At 41.8% G+C, this 17,444-nt stretch carries 14 protein-coding genes and 2 pseudogenes; 9 read left to right on the forward strand and 7 right to left on the reverse strand.

Features of this window, described 5'->3' with window-relative positions; genetic code table 11:
- Positions 1-214: pseudogene (locus tag B9G53_RS06290) on the forward strand (IS110 family transposase); the annotation flags it as partial.
- A 220-nt stretch (positions 215-434) separates the two neighbouring features.
- Positions 435-647, forward strand: coding sequence for a hypothetical protein (locus B9G53_RS06295; protein WP_094530300.1), 213 nt, complete (start codon positions 435-437; stop codon positions 645-647).
- 231 nt (positions 648-878) lie between these two features.
- On the opposite strand, the gene acsF is transcribed toward B9G53_RS06295, so the two are convergent.
- From acsF to B9G53_RS06320, 5 genes are all read right to left on the reverse strand, one after another.
- Positions 879-1,955 carry a magnesium-protoporphyrin IX monomethyl ester (oxidative) cyclase gene (gene acsF, locus B9G53_RS06300; protein WP_094530302.1) on the reverse strand — a complete coding sequence of 359 codons (1,077 nt, stop codon included), beginning with the start codon at positions 1,953-1,955 and terminating at the stop codon, positions 879-881.
- Between the two features lie 222 nt (positions 1,956-2,177).
- Positions 2,178-2,597 (reverse strand): bacteriohemerythrin, encoded by a 420-nt coding sequence (locus B9G53_RS06305; RefSeq protein ID WP_094530304.1) that lies wholly within the window; start codon positions 2,595-2,597, stop codon positions 2,178-2,180.
- Between the two features lie 137 nt (positions 2,598-2,734).
- Complete coding sequence (locus tag B9G53_RS06310) at positions 2,735-3,319, reverse strand: 4Fe-4S single cluster domain-containing protein (protein ID WP_094530306.1); 585 nt, start codon at positions 3,317-3,319, stop codon at positions 2,735-2,737.
- 188 nt (positions 3,320-3,507) lie between these two features.
- Entirely contained in the window at positions 3,508-4,908 is a 1,401-nt protein-coding gene (gene hemN / locus B9G53_RS06315) for an oxygen-independent coproporphyrinogen III oxidase (protein WP_094530308.1), read from the reverse strand.
- A 67-nt stretch (positions 4,909-4,975) separates the two neighbouring features.
- Positions 4,976-5,710 carry a heme oxygenase (biliverdin-producing) gene (locus B9G53_RS06320; protein WP_094530310.1) on the reverse strand — a complete coding sequence of 245 codons (735 nt, stop codon included), beginning with the start codon at positions 5,708-5,710 and terminating at the stop codon, positions 4,976-4,978.
- Positions 5,711-5,976: 266 nt separating this feature from the next.
- Between B9G53_RS06320 and B9G53_RS06325 the strand changes: the two are divergent.
- Positions 5,977-6,360 (forward strand): annotated as a pseudogene (locus B9G53_RS06325) (element excision factor XisH family protein); the annotation flags it as partial.
- Entirely contained in the window at positions 6,348-6,689 is a 342-nt protein-coding gene (locus B9G53_RS06330; RefSeq protein WP_094530312.1) for a XisI protein, read from the forward strand. The pseudogene B9G53_RS06325 and the gene B9G53_RS06330, both read left to right, overlap by 13 nt.
- A 160-nt stretch (positions 6,690-6,849) precedes the next feature.
- Here the strand turns inward: B9G53_RS06330 and B9G53_RS06335 are convergent, their stop codons facing one another.
- Both B9G53_RS06335 and B9G53_RS06340 read right to left on the reverse strand, forming a co-directional pair.
- A complete protein-coding gene (locus B9G53_RS06335; protein ID WP_094530314.1) occupies positions 6,850-8,580 on the reverse strand; it encodes an ABC transporter permease subunit in 1,731 nt (576 codons plus the stop codon).
- 235 nt (positions 8,581-8,815) lie between these two features.
- The gene (locus tag B9G53_RS06340) at positions 8,816-10,162 is read right to left on the reverse strand and encodes a nitrate/sulfonate/bicarbonate ABC transporter ATP-binding protein (protein WP_094530316.1); all 1,347 of its coding nucleotides are present in this window, start codon (positions 10,160-10,162) and stop codon (positions 8,816-8,818) included.
- Between the two features lie 544 nt (positions 10,163-10,706).
- Here B9G53_RS06340 and B9G53_RS06345 point away from each other — a divergent pair.
- The 5 genes from B9G53_RS06345 to B9G53_RS06365 all read left to right on the forward strand — a co-directional run bounded on the left by B9G53_RS06345 (position 10,707) and on the right by B9G53_RS06365 (position 17,274).
- Entirely contained in the window at positions 10,707-11,966 is a 1,260-nt protein-coding gene (locus B9G53_RS06345; RefSeq protein WP_094530318.1) for a glycosyltransferase, read from the forward strand.
- Positions 11,967-12,013: 47 nt separating this feature from the next.
- Positions 12,014-12,556 (forward strand): CDP-diacylglycerol--glycerol-3-phosphate 3-phosphatidyltransferase, encoded by a 543-nt coding sequence (gene pgsA / locus B9G53_RS06350; RefSeq protein WP_094530320.1) that lies wholly within the window; start codon positions 12,014-12,016, stop codon positions 12,554-12,556.
- 84 nt (positions 12,557-12,640) lie between these two features.
- Positions 12,641-14,599: a WD40 repeat domain-containing serine/threonine-protein kinase gene (locus tag B9G53_RS06355; RefSeq protein WP_176453120.1), complete on the forward strand. Its 1,959-nt coding sequence runs from the start codon at positions 12,641-12,643 to the stop codon at positions 14,597-14,599.
- A 401-nt stretch (positions 14,600-15,000) separates the two neighbouring features.
- Positions 15,001-15,780 (forward strand): alpha/beta fold hydrolase, encoded by a 780-nt coding sequence (locus B9G53_RS06360; RefSeq protein ID WP_094530324.1) that lies wholly within the window; start codon positions 15,001-15,003, stop codon positions 15,778-15,780.
- A gap of 282 nt (positions 15,781-16,062) precedes the next feature.
- Positions 16,063-17,274, forward strand: a complete 1,212-nt coding sequence (locus B9G53_RS06365; protein WP_094530326.1) for a lipopolysaccharide assembly protein LapB — start codon at positions 16,063-16,065, stop codon at positions 17,272-17,274.
- Positions 17,275-17,444 lie beyond the last annotated feature (170 nt).

The following is a 17,444-nucleotide window of genomic DNA, read 5'->3' on the forward strand; positions in this document are numbered from 1 at the left end:
TAATTCGCGTTTGCGTAAAGCTTTGTTTATGCCTGCGATTGTCGCTCGTCGTTATAATTCGCCGATTGCCGCTTTCTGCGCTCGCCTTACGGCTAAGGGTAAGTCAAAAATGTCGGTCATTGGTGCTGTCATGCACAAGCTATTGCGACAGGTCTTTGGTGTTCTCAAGTCTCAGCGTTCTTTCGATCCTAATTTTGTCCAAATTCCCTCTTGACTTTTTGGTGCTTAAGACAGTATCTACAGTTCTACTCTATGGGCGCGAATATATAATGCAATTAACAAAAAATCGGGGATCTGGATATACATTAGGATTTTGTTGAGGTTTGGCGATCGGCTCCAAGTTTTGCAGAGCGATTAGATACTGATGATTTTAGGAAACTATATCAAAATTCAAAATTTGCTACACTGAAAAAATATAGATACATTGACTCACTATGTATTCCACAAACCAAAACCAACAAATCTTAGAAGCGATCAGTGAACTTAGCCAGCAGCAGATCCAGATAGTTTTACGATTTATTCAAACACTGCAACCCAAAAAGCTCTCTAACCCAACTTCTACACCATTCGATCCACTAGCAAACTTTATTGGAGCTACCAATCACGGCAATCTCGCCCAACAAATTGACCAAGACCTCTATGAGTAACGCCATATTCATCGATACATGGGGATGGCTCACTTTGAACCTAGCTCCTTTTGATTTGCTGAAATAATGATTATTAGCTAAAATCCTCTTTTAATCAACTGTCAAATTTTGTAGAGCGATTAGACATTAAGGATTTAGGCGATCGCCCTGCAAATACAGCTCAAGCTCGTAGAAATCTATTTAGATTTCTGCGAGCTTGAGCTATTGATTCTTATTTAGTTGCCAAAAACACTAATGAACCTCGCCACGTTTGGCTTCAGCATCAATAGGCTTAGTGAAATACACCAGTAACAACTGCCAGAAAATCGCCACGAATAAAGGCAACTTCTGCAAGGTCTTCACAAACTGAGGGCGATCGCTATCATTAATTGCCATCAGCTTGAAATTGTAATCAGCGCATTTCTCCAATCTGGGGAAAAAGTCGGGATGACTAGTGTCTAGTACCGCAGGAAACGCACTGATGGCGGTGTGATTAGTGTTGATCACCACTTGCTTGTTATATTCGCGAGCATCTAAACCAATGGATTTATAGAAATCAGCCCGTTCAAATACGGTAATCGTATGCGTAGCAAATACTGTCAACAGGAAGAACCGCGCCCATAGTTTTGCCTTCCATGTACCCCATAGCGCTGGCTGCGATCGCAGCAACACTTTAAAGAAATCGCCATGACGATTCTCATCTTGACACCAGCTTTCAAAATACTGGAAGAGGGGATAGAACTTATTCTCAGGATGAGCTTGTAAATGGTAATGCACGAGAATATAGCGCCAGTAGCCAATTTTCTCAGACAAGTAAACGGTATAAATTACCCATTCTGGTTTAAAGAAGGTATAGCTGCGCTTTTTGGTCATATTCACCAAGTCCAGCGACAGATTAAAATCCTTCATCGCCTTATTCAAAAATCCTGCATGACGCGCTTCATCCCTTGCCATCAGGTTAAAGGCTTCCGCTAACAGAGGACTGCGATCGCTGAGTTGGCGAGACAGTTCTTTAAATAGCAGAAATCCAGAGAATTCTGAGGTACAGGAACGCTCTAGAAAGTCAATAAAAGCTGCACGAGTCTCCCCGTCAATATGATCCCAAGACTGCTTAAACTCATCATTGCGCTTGTAGTGATAGCGGTTGTAATCGGTGCGAAGTTCTTCAACTACGGCTTCCAGTTCCGCCTGTTGCGATGAGACATCCATCGTTGCAACCTTGTCATAGTCGGTAGTATAGAATCTGGGAGTTAATAGAGTTTCTTTAACAGGAACTTTGATACCATCACGGAGAAGTTCGGGTTCGGGTCTAGATTGAATTGAAACCATAGTAGTAATTAGTAATAGAAGTTTTTATAAAGTTTGAGATGTGCGATCCCCCTCAATCCCCCTTAAAAAGGGGGAAGAAGATAATTTTCACTCCTTTACCCCTCCCTAGCCCTCCCCTTGCAAAGGGGAGGGAATGAAATTTCTAGTTTCCCCCTTTGCAAGGGGGAATTAAAGGGGGTTTTTGAGATTTGTGTGTACAAGGTAGCTTTTTCAAGGGGGGATCTATTGATTTTGAAAAAACTGAATCATCTTTTGGTCTTCACCCTTGATATGGTGAGCCAACCATTCAGTGAGAAATTGCGTAATTTCTATTGTGACGGCTTCTATATTGCGATCGCGCAACTTTAGCAGCAAGCGATCCACTTTGGACAAGAGGCAATCGTGGGTGTGTTTGTGGCGATCATATTCGGGATAATCCACCGCCATCATTAAAGCTTCTTCCGTTTGAAAATGCTCAATGGTGTGATTAGCTAGGGCTTCTAGAAGCTCTTGGATTATATGGATATTTTTTTTGTTAACAACAGCATCATGGAGAGCATTAACAATCTCAAATAGCTGTTGATGTTGTCCATCGACCTGTGAGTTACCAGTGTTATATTCCTGTTGCCAACAAGCGATCGGTTTAGTCAAGGTAGGAAGCATGAAGTTAGAGAAACAATGTATGCGTTATGGAGGAATGGGGTTAAAGCGAACTTACTGGAACTTTAGTTGCTTCAACTTCCCTATAAAATAATTGTTGAGTACAGATATGAGGCACGATGCACATCATCTTCATTGCCTCAAACATAATCGAAGTCCATTTGTCCGCGAAATCCAGTAAAAACACGAGTACCATCCTTAAGAATATGAATTTCGGTTTGATCGCTTGCCCAGTCAATTTTGTCTGCAAAAGCAGGATTAAAGACATGCAAACGCTGATTGCGCGACGAAACAGGAGAATCTGGCGCATGAATGGCAAGAGCCGCAACATAGGGACCATCGATCAAAATATCCAGTTGGTCGAGGAGATCCTCGGCTCCCTCTGGGGCGCTAGGCGATCGCAGTTCCGCTAATGTGTATCCCGTAAACGACATCACATTCAGCCCTGCGGCTTTGACCTGCTTGGCTAGGGCAGCTAGAGCAGAAGCTTGTAAAAATGGCTCACCTCCAGAAAAGGTGACTCCTTGATTAGCAGGTTCGCTGAGAATTCGTTCAGCGAGTTCCTCTACTGACACAAGTTGATTAACTGCCAAAGACCAAGATGCTGGATTAAAGCAGTCAGGGCATTCTCGCCAGCAACCCTGTACCCAGACCACAGCACGACAACCAGGTCCATTTACCTCAGAGCGATTTAGATAGCCCATGATATTCAGTTGTGGTGTCATGTTAATCTCCAAAGTTTCTTTAGATTTTTTAGACCGCAACCTTGGAAGCCATTGAAGAATTACTTTCTATGGTCAAAGACTCTAAGAGATCCCCCTCAATCCCCCTTATAAAGGGGGAAGAAGATAATTCTCCCCCCTTTATAAGGGGGGCTGGGGGGGATCTAGACAATTCTTAAATGGTTTCTTGTCTAGACTGACCTTGAGAACTTCCCAAGATCATTCTTTTTTAGATAGGCATCAAACACTGAGGCAATATTGCGGATCAACAAGCGTCCCGCAGGCGTGACCTCAATGTGATCTTTTTCTAATTCAATCAAGCCATCTGCCTCTAGTTGCCTCAATTGCAAGCGTTCTGGTGCAAAATATTTACCAAAATCGCGATCGCAGGTTAGATGATATTTAGCTTCAATCTCTTGCTGCGAGAGTTCAAATTGACACATCAGTTCCATAATTACGGATCGACGCAAAATGTCATCGGCATTGAGAGTAACACCGCGCTCAATTGGTAATTCGCCCGCATCGATCGCCTTGTAAAAGTCCTGTAAACCCTTATGGTTTTGGGTATAGACATTTTGCAGCATACTGATCGAGGTCATGCCAAAGCCTAAGAGGTCGGATTCGGGCTTGGTGGTATATCCTTGGAAATTACGATGTAAATTGCCTTCACGCTGTGCGATCGCTAATTCATCATTAGGCTTCGCGAAGTGATCCATGCCGATAAACACATAACCATGCTTGGTTAGAGTTTCAATTGTCATCTGCATGATTTGCAACTTCTCTTCTGGTGAAGGCAAATTTGCGGGATCAATTTTCTTTTTCTGTAAGGGCTTCAGCCAAGGCACATAGGCGAAATTAAATACGGCAATGCGATCAGGATCAAGGGCGATCGTTTTGGCGAGGGTTTCGCGAAATGTCTCTAGGGTTTGATAGGGCAAGCCATAGATGAGGTCAACGTTTACGCCTTCAAAGCCAACTTCACGCATCCATTCCATTCCCTGAAATAACATTTCTTCAGGTTGAATACGATTAACGGCTTCTTGAACCTTGGGATTAAAATCCTGAATCCCAAAACTAATGCGATTAAATCCAAGATTTCTTAAGCCTTGCAAATATTCCTTAGTCAGCGATCGCGGATTCACTTCAATAGAAATTTCTGCATCCGCCGCAAAAGTAAACTGCGATTGCAAACTTTGCCATAATCTCTCTACCTGATCAAAGGAGAAATAATTAGGAGTGCCGCCGCCCCAGTGCATTTGTTGGACTAGGCGATCGCGATCAACTGTGGTGGCAACCTGTTCAATATGACGAATCAAATAACCTAAATAAGGTTCGGCAATTTCCTTGCGAGAGCTAATTACCGTATTGCATCCGCAAAAATAACAGGGTGCATCACAAAAGGGAATATGAGCATAGAGAGATAACGGTGTTTTCTGCAAATTCCCAGCCGCGATCGCTCCCCGAAAATCAATTTTTTGAAAGCTTTCGTTTAATTCAGTTGCAGGTGGATAGCTGGTATATCTTGGTACGGGCTGATTATATTTATGTAAAAGATTAATATCAAATTTAACTGTCTGTGTTGCTGTAGGCATTCATTCACTTCCTAAATTCTAATTCTTGAGAACGAGTAGTACTTTGTACTGCTCATTCTCACAATGTCTATGCTGCTGCGTGGCTATGGTGACGCTCAGTACTACCAGCCCGATCCTGCTTGGTGAGCAGTTCAAAAACATGGGGATCGAGTACGGCTCTAACATCAGCTTCTAACTCATCCACCACATTCCGATTGAGTGTAAAAGCATAATTTGCCTCTTCCACAATTCTCAAAATTGTGGCTTCATCCAAAACCAAAGAATCTAGGGCATGACGATACTTCTCTTTAAATTCCTTTTTTGCCTCAATGGTTGGCAATTGCTCAAATTCATAGAAAGTCGTACCGCGATCGCTTGGCAAATCCAAAGCCGAACGAATAATATGTTTCAAGGCTTGCCCACCTGATAGATCGCCCATGTAGCGCGTGTAGGAATGGGCTATTAAACAGGCGGGATCAGTATTGGATAGTTCGATTAAGCGATCAACATAAACCTGTCCTGCTTTGAGAGGGACGATTTGCGATCGCCAATCATCACCAAAATAAAAAGCTAAATCCTGTTCCAGATTTGACTGACGATCAATTTCGGGGAAGTACATTTTCCCGACAATTGGATGATCAGCATGGCGCTTTAATTCTGCTTCAAGGGTACTGTAAACAAGATAGAGATTAGCCAATAATTTTCTAAACGGTACAATTTCCACAATACCCTTGAGAAAGCATTTCATAAATGCAGTATTCTCGGCAGCAGTATGAGATTTTTGTGTACCTTCGCGTAGACGGGTAGCTAAGTGACTAGTCATCGGCATTTACTCACGCAACTTAATCACTGAATCCTAGACCTTATACCTATATACAATGTCAAGCAAAGTTATGTTAAGGATTATCGCGATCGCCATTAATTACAAAGCCAAAGCTGTAAGGTTGCGCCCCTGCGGGGCGCAACCTTACAGCTTTGGGAAATTCTGACAGGTACTTAAAGGTTTTAAAAGCATAAAATAGTTCAAAAAATATGTAGGAACGGCAAAACCGAATAATTATGGCAAAAGATTTGTAGCACGATCTCGTTAAACGCGCACTCCAAAAAGATGGATGGGAAATAACTCATGATCCCTATGAACTACGTGTAGGTGGAGTTGAAATGTATATAGATATAGGGGCTGAACAGATTATCGGTGCTGATAGAGGAAATGATAAAATTGCAGTCGAGGTTAAAAGTTTTATTAGTCCCTCAAGGATTTCTGACTTTCACTTAGCCCATGGACAATTTTTGGATTATCGCTATGCTTTAGAAGATACAGATCCAGAAAGGGTTCTATATTTGGCTGTACCTCATTTTGTTTATCAAACCTTTTTTAATTTGACCTTCATTAATAGCGTTGTACAACGTAGTCAACTTAATCTTTTAGTTTATGACTTAGATAAGGAGAGTATTGAACAATGGATAAAGTAGCTGTCTATAGGCAATATATTCAACAGTTAATGCAAGCAAGAGCATCTCGCTCCATGAAATCGTCAAAGGAAGTTGAGGCGCAGACTATTTTTGATGTAGAACGTGATCATTACCAACTTGTTTATGTGGGTTGGAAACGGAATAATATAAGGGACTATGGATGTTTGTTGCATCTGGATATCAAAGATGGAAAGATTTGGATTCAATATGATGGTACTGAAGGTGGTATTGCCTATGAGTTACTAAAGTTAGGAGTACCAAGGGAAGATATAGTTTTAGGTTTTCAACCTGTTAGGGTACGTGCTGATACTGAGTTTGCAGTGGGTTAATTCAAATAGTGTGAGGCGGCGCTTCGCGCCGCCTCACACTATTTGGTTTTTATGTCCTAACAAGAATGGCGACAGCTATATAGCAATTTTTGAGAATTAAAAACTAAGCCCTATGAAGGTTTTAAAACACAAAATGGCTACGCCATTTTGTGTTTTGGGATTACACAACTAATTGATATTTGACCTGAGCCAATCGATAAAGAGGTCTCCATACCAAGCGATTGGTCGTCACAACTAGTAACGACATCACAATTGTCGAAGCCAACAAAAGTGGAAAATCACCCACATCAGAGGCTTGCGTGATCGTCGAGCCTAATCCTGTTGCTGTCAGCACCCTACCTTGAAACTTGACATATTCACCTGCAATACTAGCGTTCCATGCTCCACCAACAGCCGTAATGATCCCCGTCACTAAATACGGAAAAATCCCTGGCAAAATTAGAGTTTTCCAACGTTGCAAGGGCGAAAGTTTATACACTCGTGCAGCTTCAAAAAGTTCAGAGGGAATGGCTTGCGCCCCTGCAATGACATTGAAAAGGATGTACCACATACTTCCTAAAGTCATGAGAATCACTGCGCCAATGTCCAGCCCGCCAGCCATATTTCCCAAATACAATAATAGAACTGGAAATAAAGCTGTCGCAGGAACTGAAGCGGCTACTTGGACAATTGGTTGCAAAAATTGGGCTAGTTTGGGATTGCGACCGATCGCTACGCCGATGGGAACTGTAATAATCAATGAAATAATCAAGACGATAAATACCCGAATAGCCGTGAACAGAGCACCGATCGCTACTTGTTTCCATGAGTTCAATGGCATACTACTCAGCAAGGCGATCGCGCTTGATGTGCCACTCAAGACCATAAAACCTGCTAAACCAACCAATAGCCAGTTAAACCAATTACTCCATTTTGATGTTTTATGCTGACTAATCGGAGAACTGGGCGCTTTATGGCTAAAACTATGATTGACAACTTCGGCGATCGGCATAAACAGGCGATCGCTAATAATTCGCATCGTAGGCGATCGCCTTAAAAAATCTAACACTCGCGATTCTGGTACTTGAGCCGCTTCAACTGTCTCATTCTTAAACTTCTCCGCCCAAGCAATTAGAGGTCGCCACACGAAATAATCAATGATCGTAATTATGCCAATTAAAACTGCCAACCCACTAAAAATTGCCAAATTATCACCTTTGTCTGCTGCCGCTTTCAGAAATGAGCCGAGTCCGGGAAGCGTAAAGTCACGATTGGAAAGTGTAAATGATTCCGTTTGCATCAAAAAGAACCAACCGCCAGCCACAGACATCACACTATTCCAAACTAAACCCACCACCCCCGAAGGTAATTCTAGCGTCCAGAAACGCTGCCAAGCACCGAGTCGATACACCTGACTTGCTTCGATCAATTCTTTAGGAATACTACTTAGGGATTGATAGAAACTAAAGGTCATATTCCAAGTCATACCTGTAAAGATCAGCAAGATCGAAGCTATCTCAATTCCCAATCTTTGCCCAGGGAATAAACCGACTAAAGCAAGTACAACCGCAGGCAAAAATGAAAGTACTGGAATTGATTGCAGAATGTCTAATAGAGGAATAAGAACCTTTGACCATAGAGATGAACGATAAGCAACATAGGCATACAAAAGGCTAAACGCTAAGGATACTAAATAGGCGGCTAGCATTCTTACTAAGGTCTGCAATGCATAACTTGGTAAAAAGCTCAGCGATAGATTAACTACATAGCCACTTTCATAAGTACCTGTAAAATTCCTAGCAGTCTGCACAATGATGAATATAAAAGCAATAATCGCTAAAGGCAGTAAGACATCACCAAGGCTCCAACGTGCGCTAAATTTTGATTTGGGATCGATAGTGGGCTGATACATAAGCAATCCAGACTAAACATGAATTAGGTGATTTTCATTTAGGGTTCTGCGATTTAATAAAGAACTAATTTTTTTGTGGCGCGGCTTCGCCGCGCCACAAAAAATCGGTTCTTTATTTTACTGCACATCCTTGTACAGCAATTAACGAACCAATAAATTGGGGGAAAGTGTTGCTTTGCAACACTTTCCCCCAATTTATTGGTTCAAGGCGGCACTTTGCACTGTCTATCTTAATCTATTCAGACTCTTCAGTTTCTGGAGTACTCTCTTCAATAAAGATTTCGCCTGAAGGTTCATCATAGCTAAATAATTCAGCATAGCGTCCCCAATCCATTGCAGTTCGGAGTTGACGTTGCGCTTCTTTGGTAGTGAAGTAGTTTTCTAAAATATCGAGAACTAGTTCTTCAGAAATACGATGATTGCGCTTAGCTTGTAAAAGCTGACAAATCTGCTGGACTAAACGAATATTCTTCTGTAATAGCTCCCGAATAATTGCTTTACGCTCGTCAATATTACTATTGATAAAGCTTTCGCCGATCGCTGATAGTTGAATATCACCCTCAGTAATGGCAACTAGTTCCATTAGTTTGCTAGCATCCACAATTGGCAATATATCATCAACTTCCAAGAGAAGTTCCTGAGCAATCCGATATAAATCTTTGTCTTGACGACCTTCAAGCAGTTCTAATAAACCAGCTACTGAGCCAATTCGTACATGGGGAAGAGATTGGTACTTTGGTTGAGCTTTAGGTTCTGAAGTAGAAGTTGTGGTTGTGGTGGTCTGAGTTGATAAATCTGGTAGATCAGGATTTGTGAGGATCTTGTAAACTTGGTCAACTAAAGCCTGAAATTCGGGACTCTTGCGATCGCGATAGTGTGGCAGAGTAATCGGCAAATCAGCACGAATCCGCCCAGGGTTACGACCTAGCACAATCACGCGATCGGCTAGTGTCACTGCCTCTTCGATCCCATGTGTCACAATCAAAATTGACTTAGTGGGAATACGTTTTTCTAACCAAAGGTCAAGCAACTCAAAGCGTAAGTTTTCTGCTGTTAACACATCTAATGCAGAAAATGGCTCATCCATACATAACAGTTCTGGCTCCACCGCCAACGCTCTAGCAAAACCGACACGTTGACGCATTCCCCCTGATAACTCTTTAGGGTAAGCATTCTCAAATCCGTCTAGACCAATCACATCAATCATCCGAAGTGCTTTTTGCTCTCTGGTATCCTTAGCTTCTCCCTTTGCTTTCAGCCCAAGTTCCACATTCTCTAAAACCGTTAACCAAGGATAAAGTGCAAAATTCTGAAAAACGATCGCTACTCCCGGATTTAGTCCCACGAGTGGACGATTGTAATACAGTACTTTTCCAGTAGAAGGTGGAATTAAACCCGCAATCATTCGCATTAATGTTGATTTGCCAGAACCTGAAGGACCTAACAAAGCGATAATTTCACCTACTTGCAACTGACAATTAATATTTTCAATAATCGAAATAGTCTGCCCATTTGGCTGTAAGTAAGACTTACCAACACCTTCTAAGGTAACAAAGCTATTTTTTGCGGTATTTTGAACCATAATGTTATCTGTGCAGGTGTTTTGAGCTACATAGACAGGGAAGTTTTCGCTACCCAACCCAATACATTATCAGCTAAGAGCGCTCAGAAATTAGATGTTATATAGCAAGGCTTGAGTTAGCGAGGACAAATCAAAACCCAAAAGAGTGATAGCGGTGCGTCGAGCCACCATCACTCTTTTGGGTTTTATGTCCTAAGCACAACTTGCATTGCTATAGATTAAGAAAAAATATAGAAAATTAAGGCTTACATTAGTCTAAAGTCTAATGTAAGCGGTATAAACCATTACCTATTTATATGGCAAAAAAAGAGTTAGCTAGTACAAACCAAAACCCCAGAAGATGAGTTGCGGCGCTTCGCGCCGCAACTCATCTTCTGGGGTTTTGTCCTAAGCAAAACTTGCTTTGCTATACCAATTCACAAAAGTGGGTCAACACTTTCGCGAATTAAAAATCAGACCCAGTCAGGTTTTTTAAAGCTAAAAATGGCAATGCCATTTTTAGCTTTGGTATCAGATCTCACCACCCCAAACTAATTTCTGGATAATGTCCTATTCCCTCATCCCCGTGCCATCGGGATCATTTCAAGTTAATGAACTTCTCTTCTCTGAAGAAATCATTGAGTCAAACCTTGGTCAAGATTCTCAACATCAGAAGCAATCGGTTAGTTTCTCTTTAATTGTACCTACTTACAATGAGAGTAAGAACTTAGCTAAGTTAGTGGAAATTTTGACTCAGTTATTAAATAATTATTTTAACGATAATTATGAATTAATTATTGTTGATGATGATAGTCCAGACCTGACTTGGCAAGTTGGACTAGATTTGCTGCCAAACTATCCACAGTTACGGGTAATGCGTCGTCAAGGAGAAAAGGGACTTTCGACGGCTGTAATTCGTGGATGGCAAGCATCAAAGGGAGAGAATTTGGGGGTAATTGATGGCGATTTGCAACATCCGCCAGAAACGTTGTTGAAGATGCTCGACGAAATGACAAAGGGAGCAGACTTAGTAGTGGCAAGTCGCCATGTCGAGGGTGGTGGTGTCAGTGATTGGGGATTTATTCGGCGATTTCTATCACGGGGAGCGCAAATGCTGGGCTTACTGATTTTGCCAAATGTCATCGGTCGAGTTTCTGATCCAATGAGTGGCTATTTCATGGTTAGACGCAGTGCGATCGCCAACTATCCGATGAATCCACTAGGTTACAAAATATTAATTGAAGTACTTGGTCGTGGCAATATTGCGAAAGTTGCTGAGGTTGGCTATGTATTTCAAGAACGTCAAGAGGGTGAAAGCAAAGTAACTTGGCGGCAATATGTAGATTATATTTTGCATTTACTAAGGTTGCGATCGCGGGGGCGAATTACCAAACTCCGTGAGAAATTGCGAGTTCCTGTCAAACGATTTCTCAAGTTTGGACTGGTTGGCTTTAGTGGCGTATTTGTCGATATGGCAATCTTCTATTTACTAAGTGATGCTTCTACTCTGGGATGGGGAATAACACGCAGTAAAGTAATTGCTGCTGAAGTGGCAGTTCTTAATAATTTTCTTTGGAATGATCTTTGGACATTTCGGGATCTAGCTGAGCAACAATCGGGGCGGAGAAAATTAATTAAGCGATTTGTGAAGTTCAATCTTATTTGTTTAGTGGGAATTGGATTAAACTTGATTATTCTCAATCTTCTTTACAATTATTTCGGTGTCAATAAATATGTTGCCAACCTAATCGCGATCGCGATCGTCACAATTTGGAACTTCTGGTTTAATCTCAAACTTAGCTGGAGAGTCACCCAAACCAAATAATATAGAAAGTGCTGCTAAGCAGCACTTTCTATATTATTTGGTTATTTATGATTACATTGCCTACTTGGGTAACTTTATCGAGATTGATTGCTGTACCGATTATTTTTGGGCTATTTCTATGGCAAGATAGCGAACTTAGCCGCTTAATTGCTTTAAGTGTATTTATCATCGCCGCAATTACTGATTGGCTAGATGGATATTTAGCAAGAAAACTTAATCAAATAACAGAACTGGGGAAATTTCTTGATCCCCTTGTAGATAAAGTTCTCACGATCGCCCTATTTTTATTGTTTATCGAACTCGGTCAAGTTCCCGCTTGGGCAGTGTTTTTAATTATTACGCGAGAGTTATTGATCACCGCTTGGCGTGGTGCGCCGAGTACGACGAGTCAGGACAATTCTTCTAGCGAAGTTAGTAAGCCGCAAATTATCGGCGCAAATTTTTGGGGAAAGGCAAAAACTGTAATGCAAATCGTGGCAATTGCGGCTTTATTAGTCAAAATTCCCTATGCGATCGCCTTTTTCTGGATTGCAGTCGCACTTACGTTAATTTCTGGCATTCTCTATGTTGTGCCAACATCGAAGAACTAGTTATAATCCAATGCGCCTTGTTGCCGATGGCAACAAGGCGCATTGGATTATAATTAAATGAGTTGCGGTTGGAGTAAGGTTCTCATGGCGACATCACCAACAATAGGTAAAGCGTTTGGTAATCTGTTAGGCGGACGCTTTCGAGTTGTGCAGACGATCGCTGATGACACCTATGGGCAAACCTACTTAGTCGAAGATACCGTGGCTGCGGAAATGCCACGCTGGATCGCCAAAAGTTTTTGTCTGATTAATAAAACTAATCTGCAACTTGACTGGGCGCGATCGCTATTTCGCAATCAGGTTCCTAAATTACAGCAACTTAGCGATCGCAGTACCGACTTTCCAAAAATTACAACCTATTTCGAGCAAGAGGAGGAATTTTATATCGTAGAAGAAGCGATCGATGGAATTCGTCTCAGTGATGAAATTTCTACAGGCAAGCTCTACAAAGAGTCCGAGTTAGTTCAATTTCTCCGACAATTGTTGACCAGTCTGCATATTGCCCATAGTTCCAATATGGTGCATGGAGATATCTGTCCTCGAAATTTAATTCGTCGGAAAGATCGTCAGGGTAGTTATCAGGGCAGTAATAGTAGCGATCAACATTTTGTGCTGACTAATTTTGCCGTTCTCAAAGGCATTTATGCAACGGCTGCTCAAAATGGAGTCGTCCTCGGTACACCTAGCTATATGCCCTTTGAGCAGGCTCTTGGACACTTCACCCCTAGTTGTGATATCTATGCCCTTGGCTTAACAGCAATTCAATTACTCACAGGTTTACATCCCAGTCAATTAGTTCGCCGTGAAGATCTAAATTTATTAGACTGGCAGATGGGTTCAGCAATTCGTCCTGAACTAGCGCTCATTCTCAATCGCATGGTCAAGCACCATCCTGAAGATCGATATCAGACTGCACAGGAAGTTCTCTATGAACTCGATAATTTGCCTATGCAGCAGGGATCTGATGATTTCCAGATGCCCACTTTTACCATCAGTCAAAAGACCAATCGTTGGGCGATCGCTCTAGTTTGCTTAGTAGGAGTTAGCTGGGGTGCGATTAACTTCTCTCAATACTTACCTAAATTTTCCTCCACTACCAAACCGACTCCTACGGTTATCGAACCGACTCCAGCCATCACCTCTAATTATCAATTACGGCTGAGTCTACCAGGGCATACAGGTTGGGTCAGAGCCGTCGCTTTCTTTCCCAATGGATTCAGTTTTGCGAGTGGTAGTTACGATCGCACCTTACGCCTATGGAATGTAAGAGATAATCAGTCCTTTGGAACTTTATCCAATCATCTCGGCTCAGTATCTGGAATTAACGCGATCGCGGTGCATCCTAATGGCAACACCTTCGCAATTGCCTGTATTGATAAGTCGATTAAGTTATGGAACTTCCGCAGTGGTAAACCAGTTCGGAATATTGAAGCCCATGATGGACAGGTCTACAGTGTTGACTATAGCCCTAATGGCAACACCTTAATTAGCGCCAGTGCCGATAAAACGATCAAGCTTTGGGATTGGCGTAAGGGTGATCTATTACAGACTTTTGAGGGACATCAAGACAAGGTTGTATCTGTTGCTTTTGCTCCTGATGGCAAGCAATTCGCTAGTGCTAGTTTTGATAAAACCATTAAAATCTGGGATGTGAAGACAGGCAAACGAGTTTTAAATATTACAGGACATAATGCCCCTGTAAATGCGATCGCCTATAGTCCCGATGGCAAGCTGCTGGCTAGTAGCAGCCAAGACCAAACCGTAAAAATCTGGGATGCAAGCACGGGCAAAATCCTGCGTACCTTATCAGGACATACAGGTGGGGTCTTAGCGGTTGCCTTTAACCGTGATGGCAGTGCGATCGCCTCTGGTGGTGTCGATAAAACAATTCACATCTGGGATGTGAAAACGGGTAAAACAATGCAAATCCTCAACCAGCATGAAGCCCCAGTCCTATCCCTCAGCTTTAGTCCTAAGGATGCCACCCTAGTCAGTGGTGGCGCTGATCGCCTCGTCAAGGTTTGGCAATTACAAGCTAAGTAATCTCAAAGCACAAAATGGCGTAGCTATTTTGTGCTTTTAAAACCCTGACTGGGTTTGATTTTTACTGCCTAAAAGTGTCGTCAACACTTCTGTGAAGTAAAATCAAAAAAATAAAAACGATGCGACGCATCGTTTTTATTTTTTTGATTTTACTATTGATAATTATAATCAATAGTGTTACAGTGCCAATTAAGTTCTGATGCGGCTTGACTCAGCACGCTTCATTACACATAGTTCAAATGCGTTGGCAGGATTGAGTGATAGAATGCGTTTTTTACATGGATTGCTGACACAGATTTTAGTAAGAGCGAGCAACTATCACTCAATTCTTTTTTATTTACAGCCTTAGAAATTATTGATAAATCAGCTCTAATTTAATAATAATTACTTTCAATAAAAATATGACCTTTAGACAGTCCACCTCGCCTCAAGTTGTCGGCATTTGCACCAGTCAATCCTTGCGCCGCTTTGATTTACAACTACTCCGATCGCTGTCGCGTCAATATGCGATCGCTCAATGGGAATATTGCCAAAATCCTGACGAACCCATCGATCTCAATATGGCGATCGCCTCCCTCCATGAATATTTGCAAACCTGTGATGACAAAGTGCATCTAGTCGGACATGGCATTGCGGGCTTAGTCGGTTGGCTCTATGCCAAGCAATATCCTGAACAGGTGCGATCGCTCACCTTATTGTCAGTGGGGGTTAACCTAGCGACTAGCTGGCATAGTCATTACTACGAGCAACGTCAATTAATCGGTTGTAGTCGAGAAACAATGCTGATGCGGACAGCCTTTTATCTATTTGGTTATCGTGACAAAGAAATGTTGCACTGGTTAGCTAACCTACTTAAGCAAGATCTCGATAATTCTCTCATTCCCCATTCTCTCTATGCACCTACCTATATTGCACCCACACCGATCGCTGTACCAATGTTGGTCTGTGGCGCATTAGATGACTATGTAATTAGCGGCGGTGGTGCAAGTGCCTACCAAAAATGGAGATTGCATCTTAAAGATAGCGATCGCCTCTGGTTGAGTGAGCAGGGCAAACACTTTTTTCATTACTCACAGTGGCAACCCGTTAGCAATCAAATTCGTTCTTTCTGGAATTCTTTAGCTCTCAATCATGTTGTTTCCACTAAACAGCAAATTGAACTTAGTAGAAACTCACAATGAACTGAATGTTTACAGCGCTTTGCGCTGATTTAAAACCCAGAAATATTTTTGAAAGCGGCGCTTCTCAACGCTTTCAAAAATATTTCTGTACTACTTAAAACCTCAATAAACTGTATCAATTCTCATTATTTGTTGTTTCTAGCGCCGAAGGTGCTGGAAACAACAAAATCGTTTTACTGATCCGATGCATGATTTTGGGATAGATGATTTTGGGTACGATATTATCTATGAAGTGTAAAGCCTAGAAGTAGGTGACTTACACGCATAATTTTGGAGTTTCTCATGAAATTAGCTGAATTTCTAATCCAAGGGCAGCACCTGCGTCAACAGGATCGCACCTTAGCGATCGCCTATTTTGAACAATGTCTTCAAAATACGACCATTGGCGAAAATTTGGAGGAAGACCCTAGCACAACCATAAGGGTTTTACTAGATCTTGCTGTGGAGTTAATTGCCACAAAACAATTAGAATCATTGCAGAGAGCGCAAGTTCTTGTGCAACAAGCGGGGGAAGCATTAAGTCAACATTCAGATCATGATCCCGAACAAGAGGCTTATCTGCTTTATGTGCGTTCGATTCTGGCACTCGAATTGGGGGAATTGAGCGATGTTTTACATGTTTTACAAACTGCTCATCAATCTTATCGCAGCAGTCAGCAGGGGCAAGCCCTCGTTGACGATGCCATCGGACAATATTATTTACGAGTAAATGATCTGCAATCAGCTCTAATGAGTTTTGAACGATCGCTATCTATACGTCTAGAAATAGAAGATGAATGTGCGATCGCTAAAAGCTATACCCAATTAGGACAATTGTATTTAACATCGGGAGATATCAATCAAGCCGCTAATCTTTTTCAAAGTACTCTCGATATTGCCTTGGCTAATTCCGATAACTTTTTGCGTTTACAAGCGCTTAAAGGACTAGTAAAAGTAGCGATCGCGGAATCTCAGTGGCAAGCCGCAATTGAAATGATCAAAGATGGCATCTCTTTACTCAAAGAGCCAGTTGATACCATTGAAATTGGTTATTTATACTGTGATTTAGCAGAAGCTTTGCTAGGCGATCGCCAAATTGAAGAAAGTCTAATCTGTATTAGAGTAAATGTATTACCACGTTTCCGCGATTACCAATATCTGAGGGGAATTGCGATCGCTAAACATCTCCGAGGACGTATCTATGTATATCGACTGCTCGATGGTTTAGATAGTCTCGACGAAGATGCGATCGAAACGGCGGAAGACTCATTAATTGATGCTTCTATCGCTTTTGAGCAATTCGGTATGATGCATGATTATGCTAAATCTCTATACGATTTGGCTTGTCTCTACCAGCTATGCAGTAATTCACAGTTTCAATATCAATATCAAGGCAAGTCTTTGCGATCGCTAGAATTATCACTCAGCGTCTTAGATCAATTGGGGATGAGTCATACTCAGCTTGCTTCACAGATTGAAGCCATGCTCAATCAAGTCATGCGTGGTAGTTTTTAACTATCGTTCTGGTTTTACAGCTAAATCGGGGACGCTCATCTGGGGAAGTAGGTGAAATGGCAAAATAGGAGGAAGTCATTTTCATGAATCGACAGAGAAGCGATGATCAAATTTCCCCTGACCGAATTGTTAGATGAACAAGCGTGCTATGAATGGTTATTAAAGATCCT

This window comes from Pseudanabaena sp. SR411 (genome assembly GCF_002251945.1).
Classification (GTDB): domain Bacteria; phylum Cyanobacteriota; class Cyanobacteriia; order Pseudanabaenales; family Pseudanabaenaceae; genus Pseudanabaena.

Excerpts from the sequence above, each read along its gene's own strand:
- B9G53_RS06295 (WP_094530300.1), top strand. The coding sequence starts at position 435 with ATGTATTCCACAAACCAAAACCAACAAATCTTAGAAGCGATCAGTGAA.
- acsF (WP_094530302.1), bottom strand. The coding sequence starts at position 1,955 with ATGGTTTCAATTCAATCTAGACCCGAACCCGAACTTCTCCGTGATGGT.
- B9G53_RS06305 (WP_094530304.1), bottom strand. The coding sequence starts at position 2,597 with ATGCTTCCTACCTTGACTAAACCGATCGCTTGTTGGCAACAGGAATAT.
- B9G53_RS06310 (WP_094530306.1), bottom strand. The coding sequence starts at position 3,319 with ATGACACCACAACTGAATATCATGGGCTATCTAAATCGCTCTGAGGTA.
- hemN (WP_094530308.1), bottom strand. The coding sequence starts at position 4,908 with ATGCCTACAGCAACACAGACAGTTAAATTTGATATTAATCTTTTACAT.
- B9G53_RS06320 (WP_094530310.1), bottom strand. The coding sequence starts at position 5,710 with ATGACTAGTCACTTAGCTACCCGTCTACGCGAAGGTACACAAAAATCT.
- B9G53_RS06330 (WP_094530312.1), top strand. The coding sequence starts at position 6,348 with ATGGATAAAGTAGCTGTCTATAGGCAATATATTCAACAGTTAATGCAA.
- B9G53_RS06335 (WP_094530314.1), bottom strand. The coding sequence starts at position 8,580 with ATGTATCAGCCCACTATCGATCCCAAATCAAAATTTAGCGCACGTTGG.
- B9G53_RS06340 (WP_094530316.1), bottom strand. The coding sequence starts at position 10,162 with ATGGTTCAAAATACCGCAAAAAATAGCTTTGTTACCTTAGAAGGTGTT.
- B9G53_RS06345 (WP_094530318.1), top strand. The coding sequence starts at position 10,707 with ATGTCCTATTCCCTCATCCCCGTGCCATCGGGATCATTTCAAGTTAAT.
- pgsA (WP_094530320.1), top strand. The coding sequence starts at position 12,014 with ATGATTACATTGCCTACTTGGGTAACTTTATCGAGATTGATTGCTGTA.
- B9G53_RS06355 (WP_176453120.1), top strand. The coding sequence starts at position 12,641 with ATGGCGACATCACCAACAATAGGTAAAGCGTTTGGTAATCTGTTAGGC.
- B9G53_RS06360 (WP_094530324.1), top strand. The coding sequence starts at position 15,001 with ATGACCTTTAGACAGTCCACCTCGCCTCAAGTTGTCGGCATTTGCACC.
- B9G53_RS06365 (WP_094530326.1), top strand. The coding sequence starts at position 16,063 with ATGAAATTAGCTGAATTTCTAATCCAAGGGCAGCACCTGCGTCAACAG.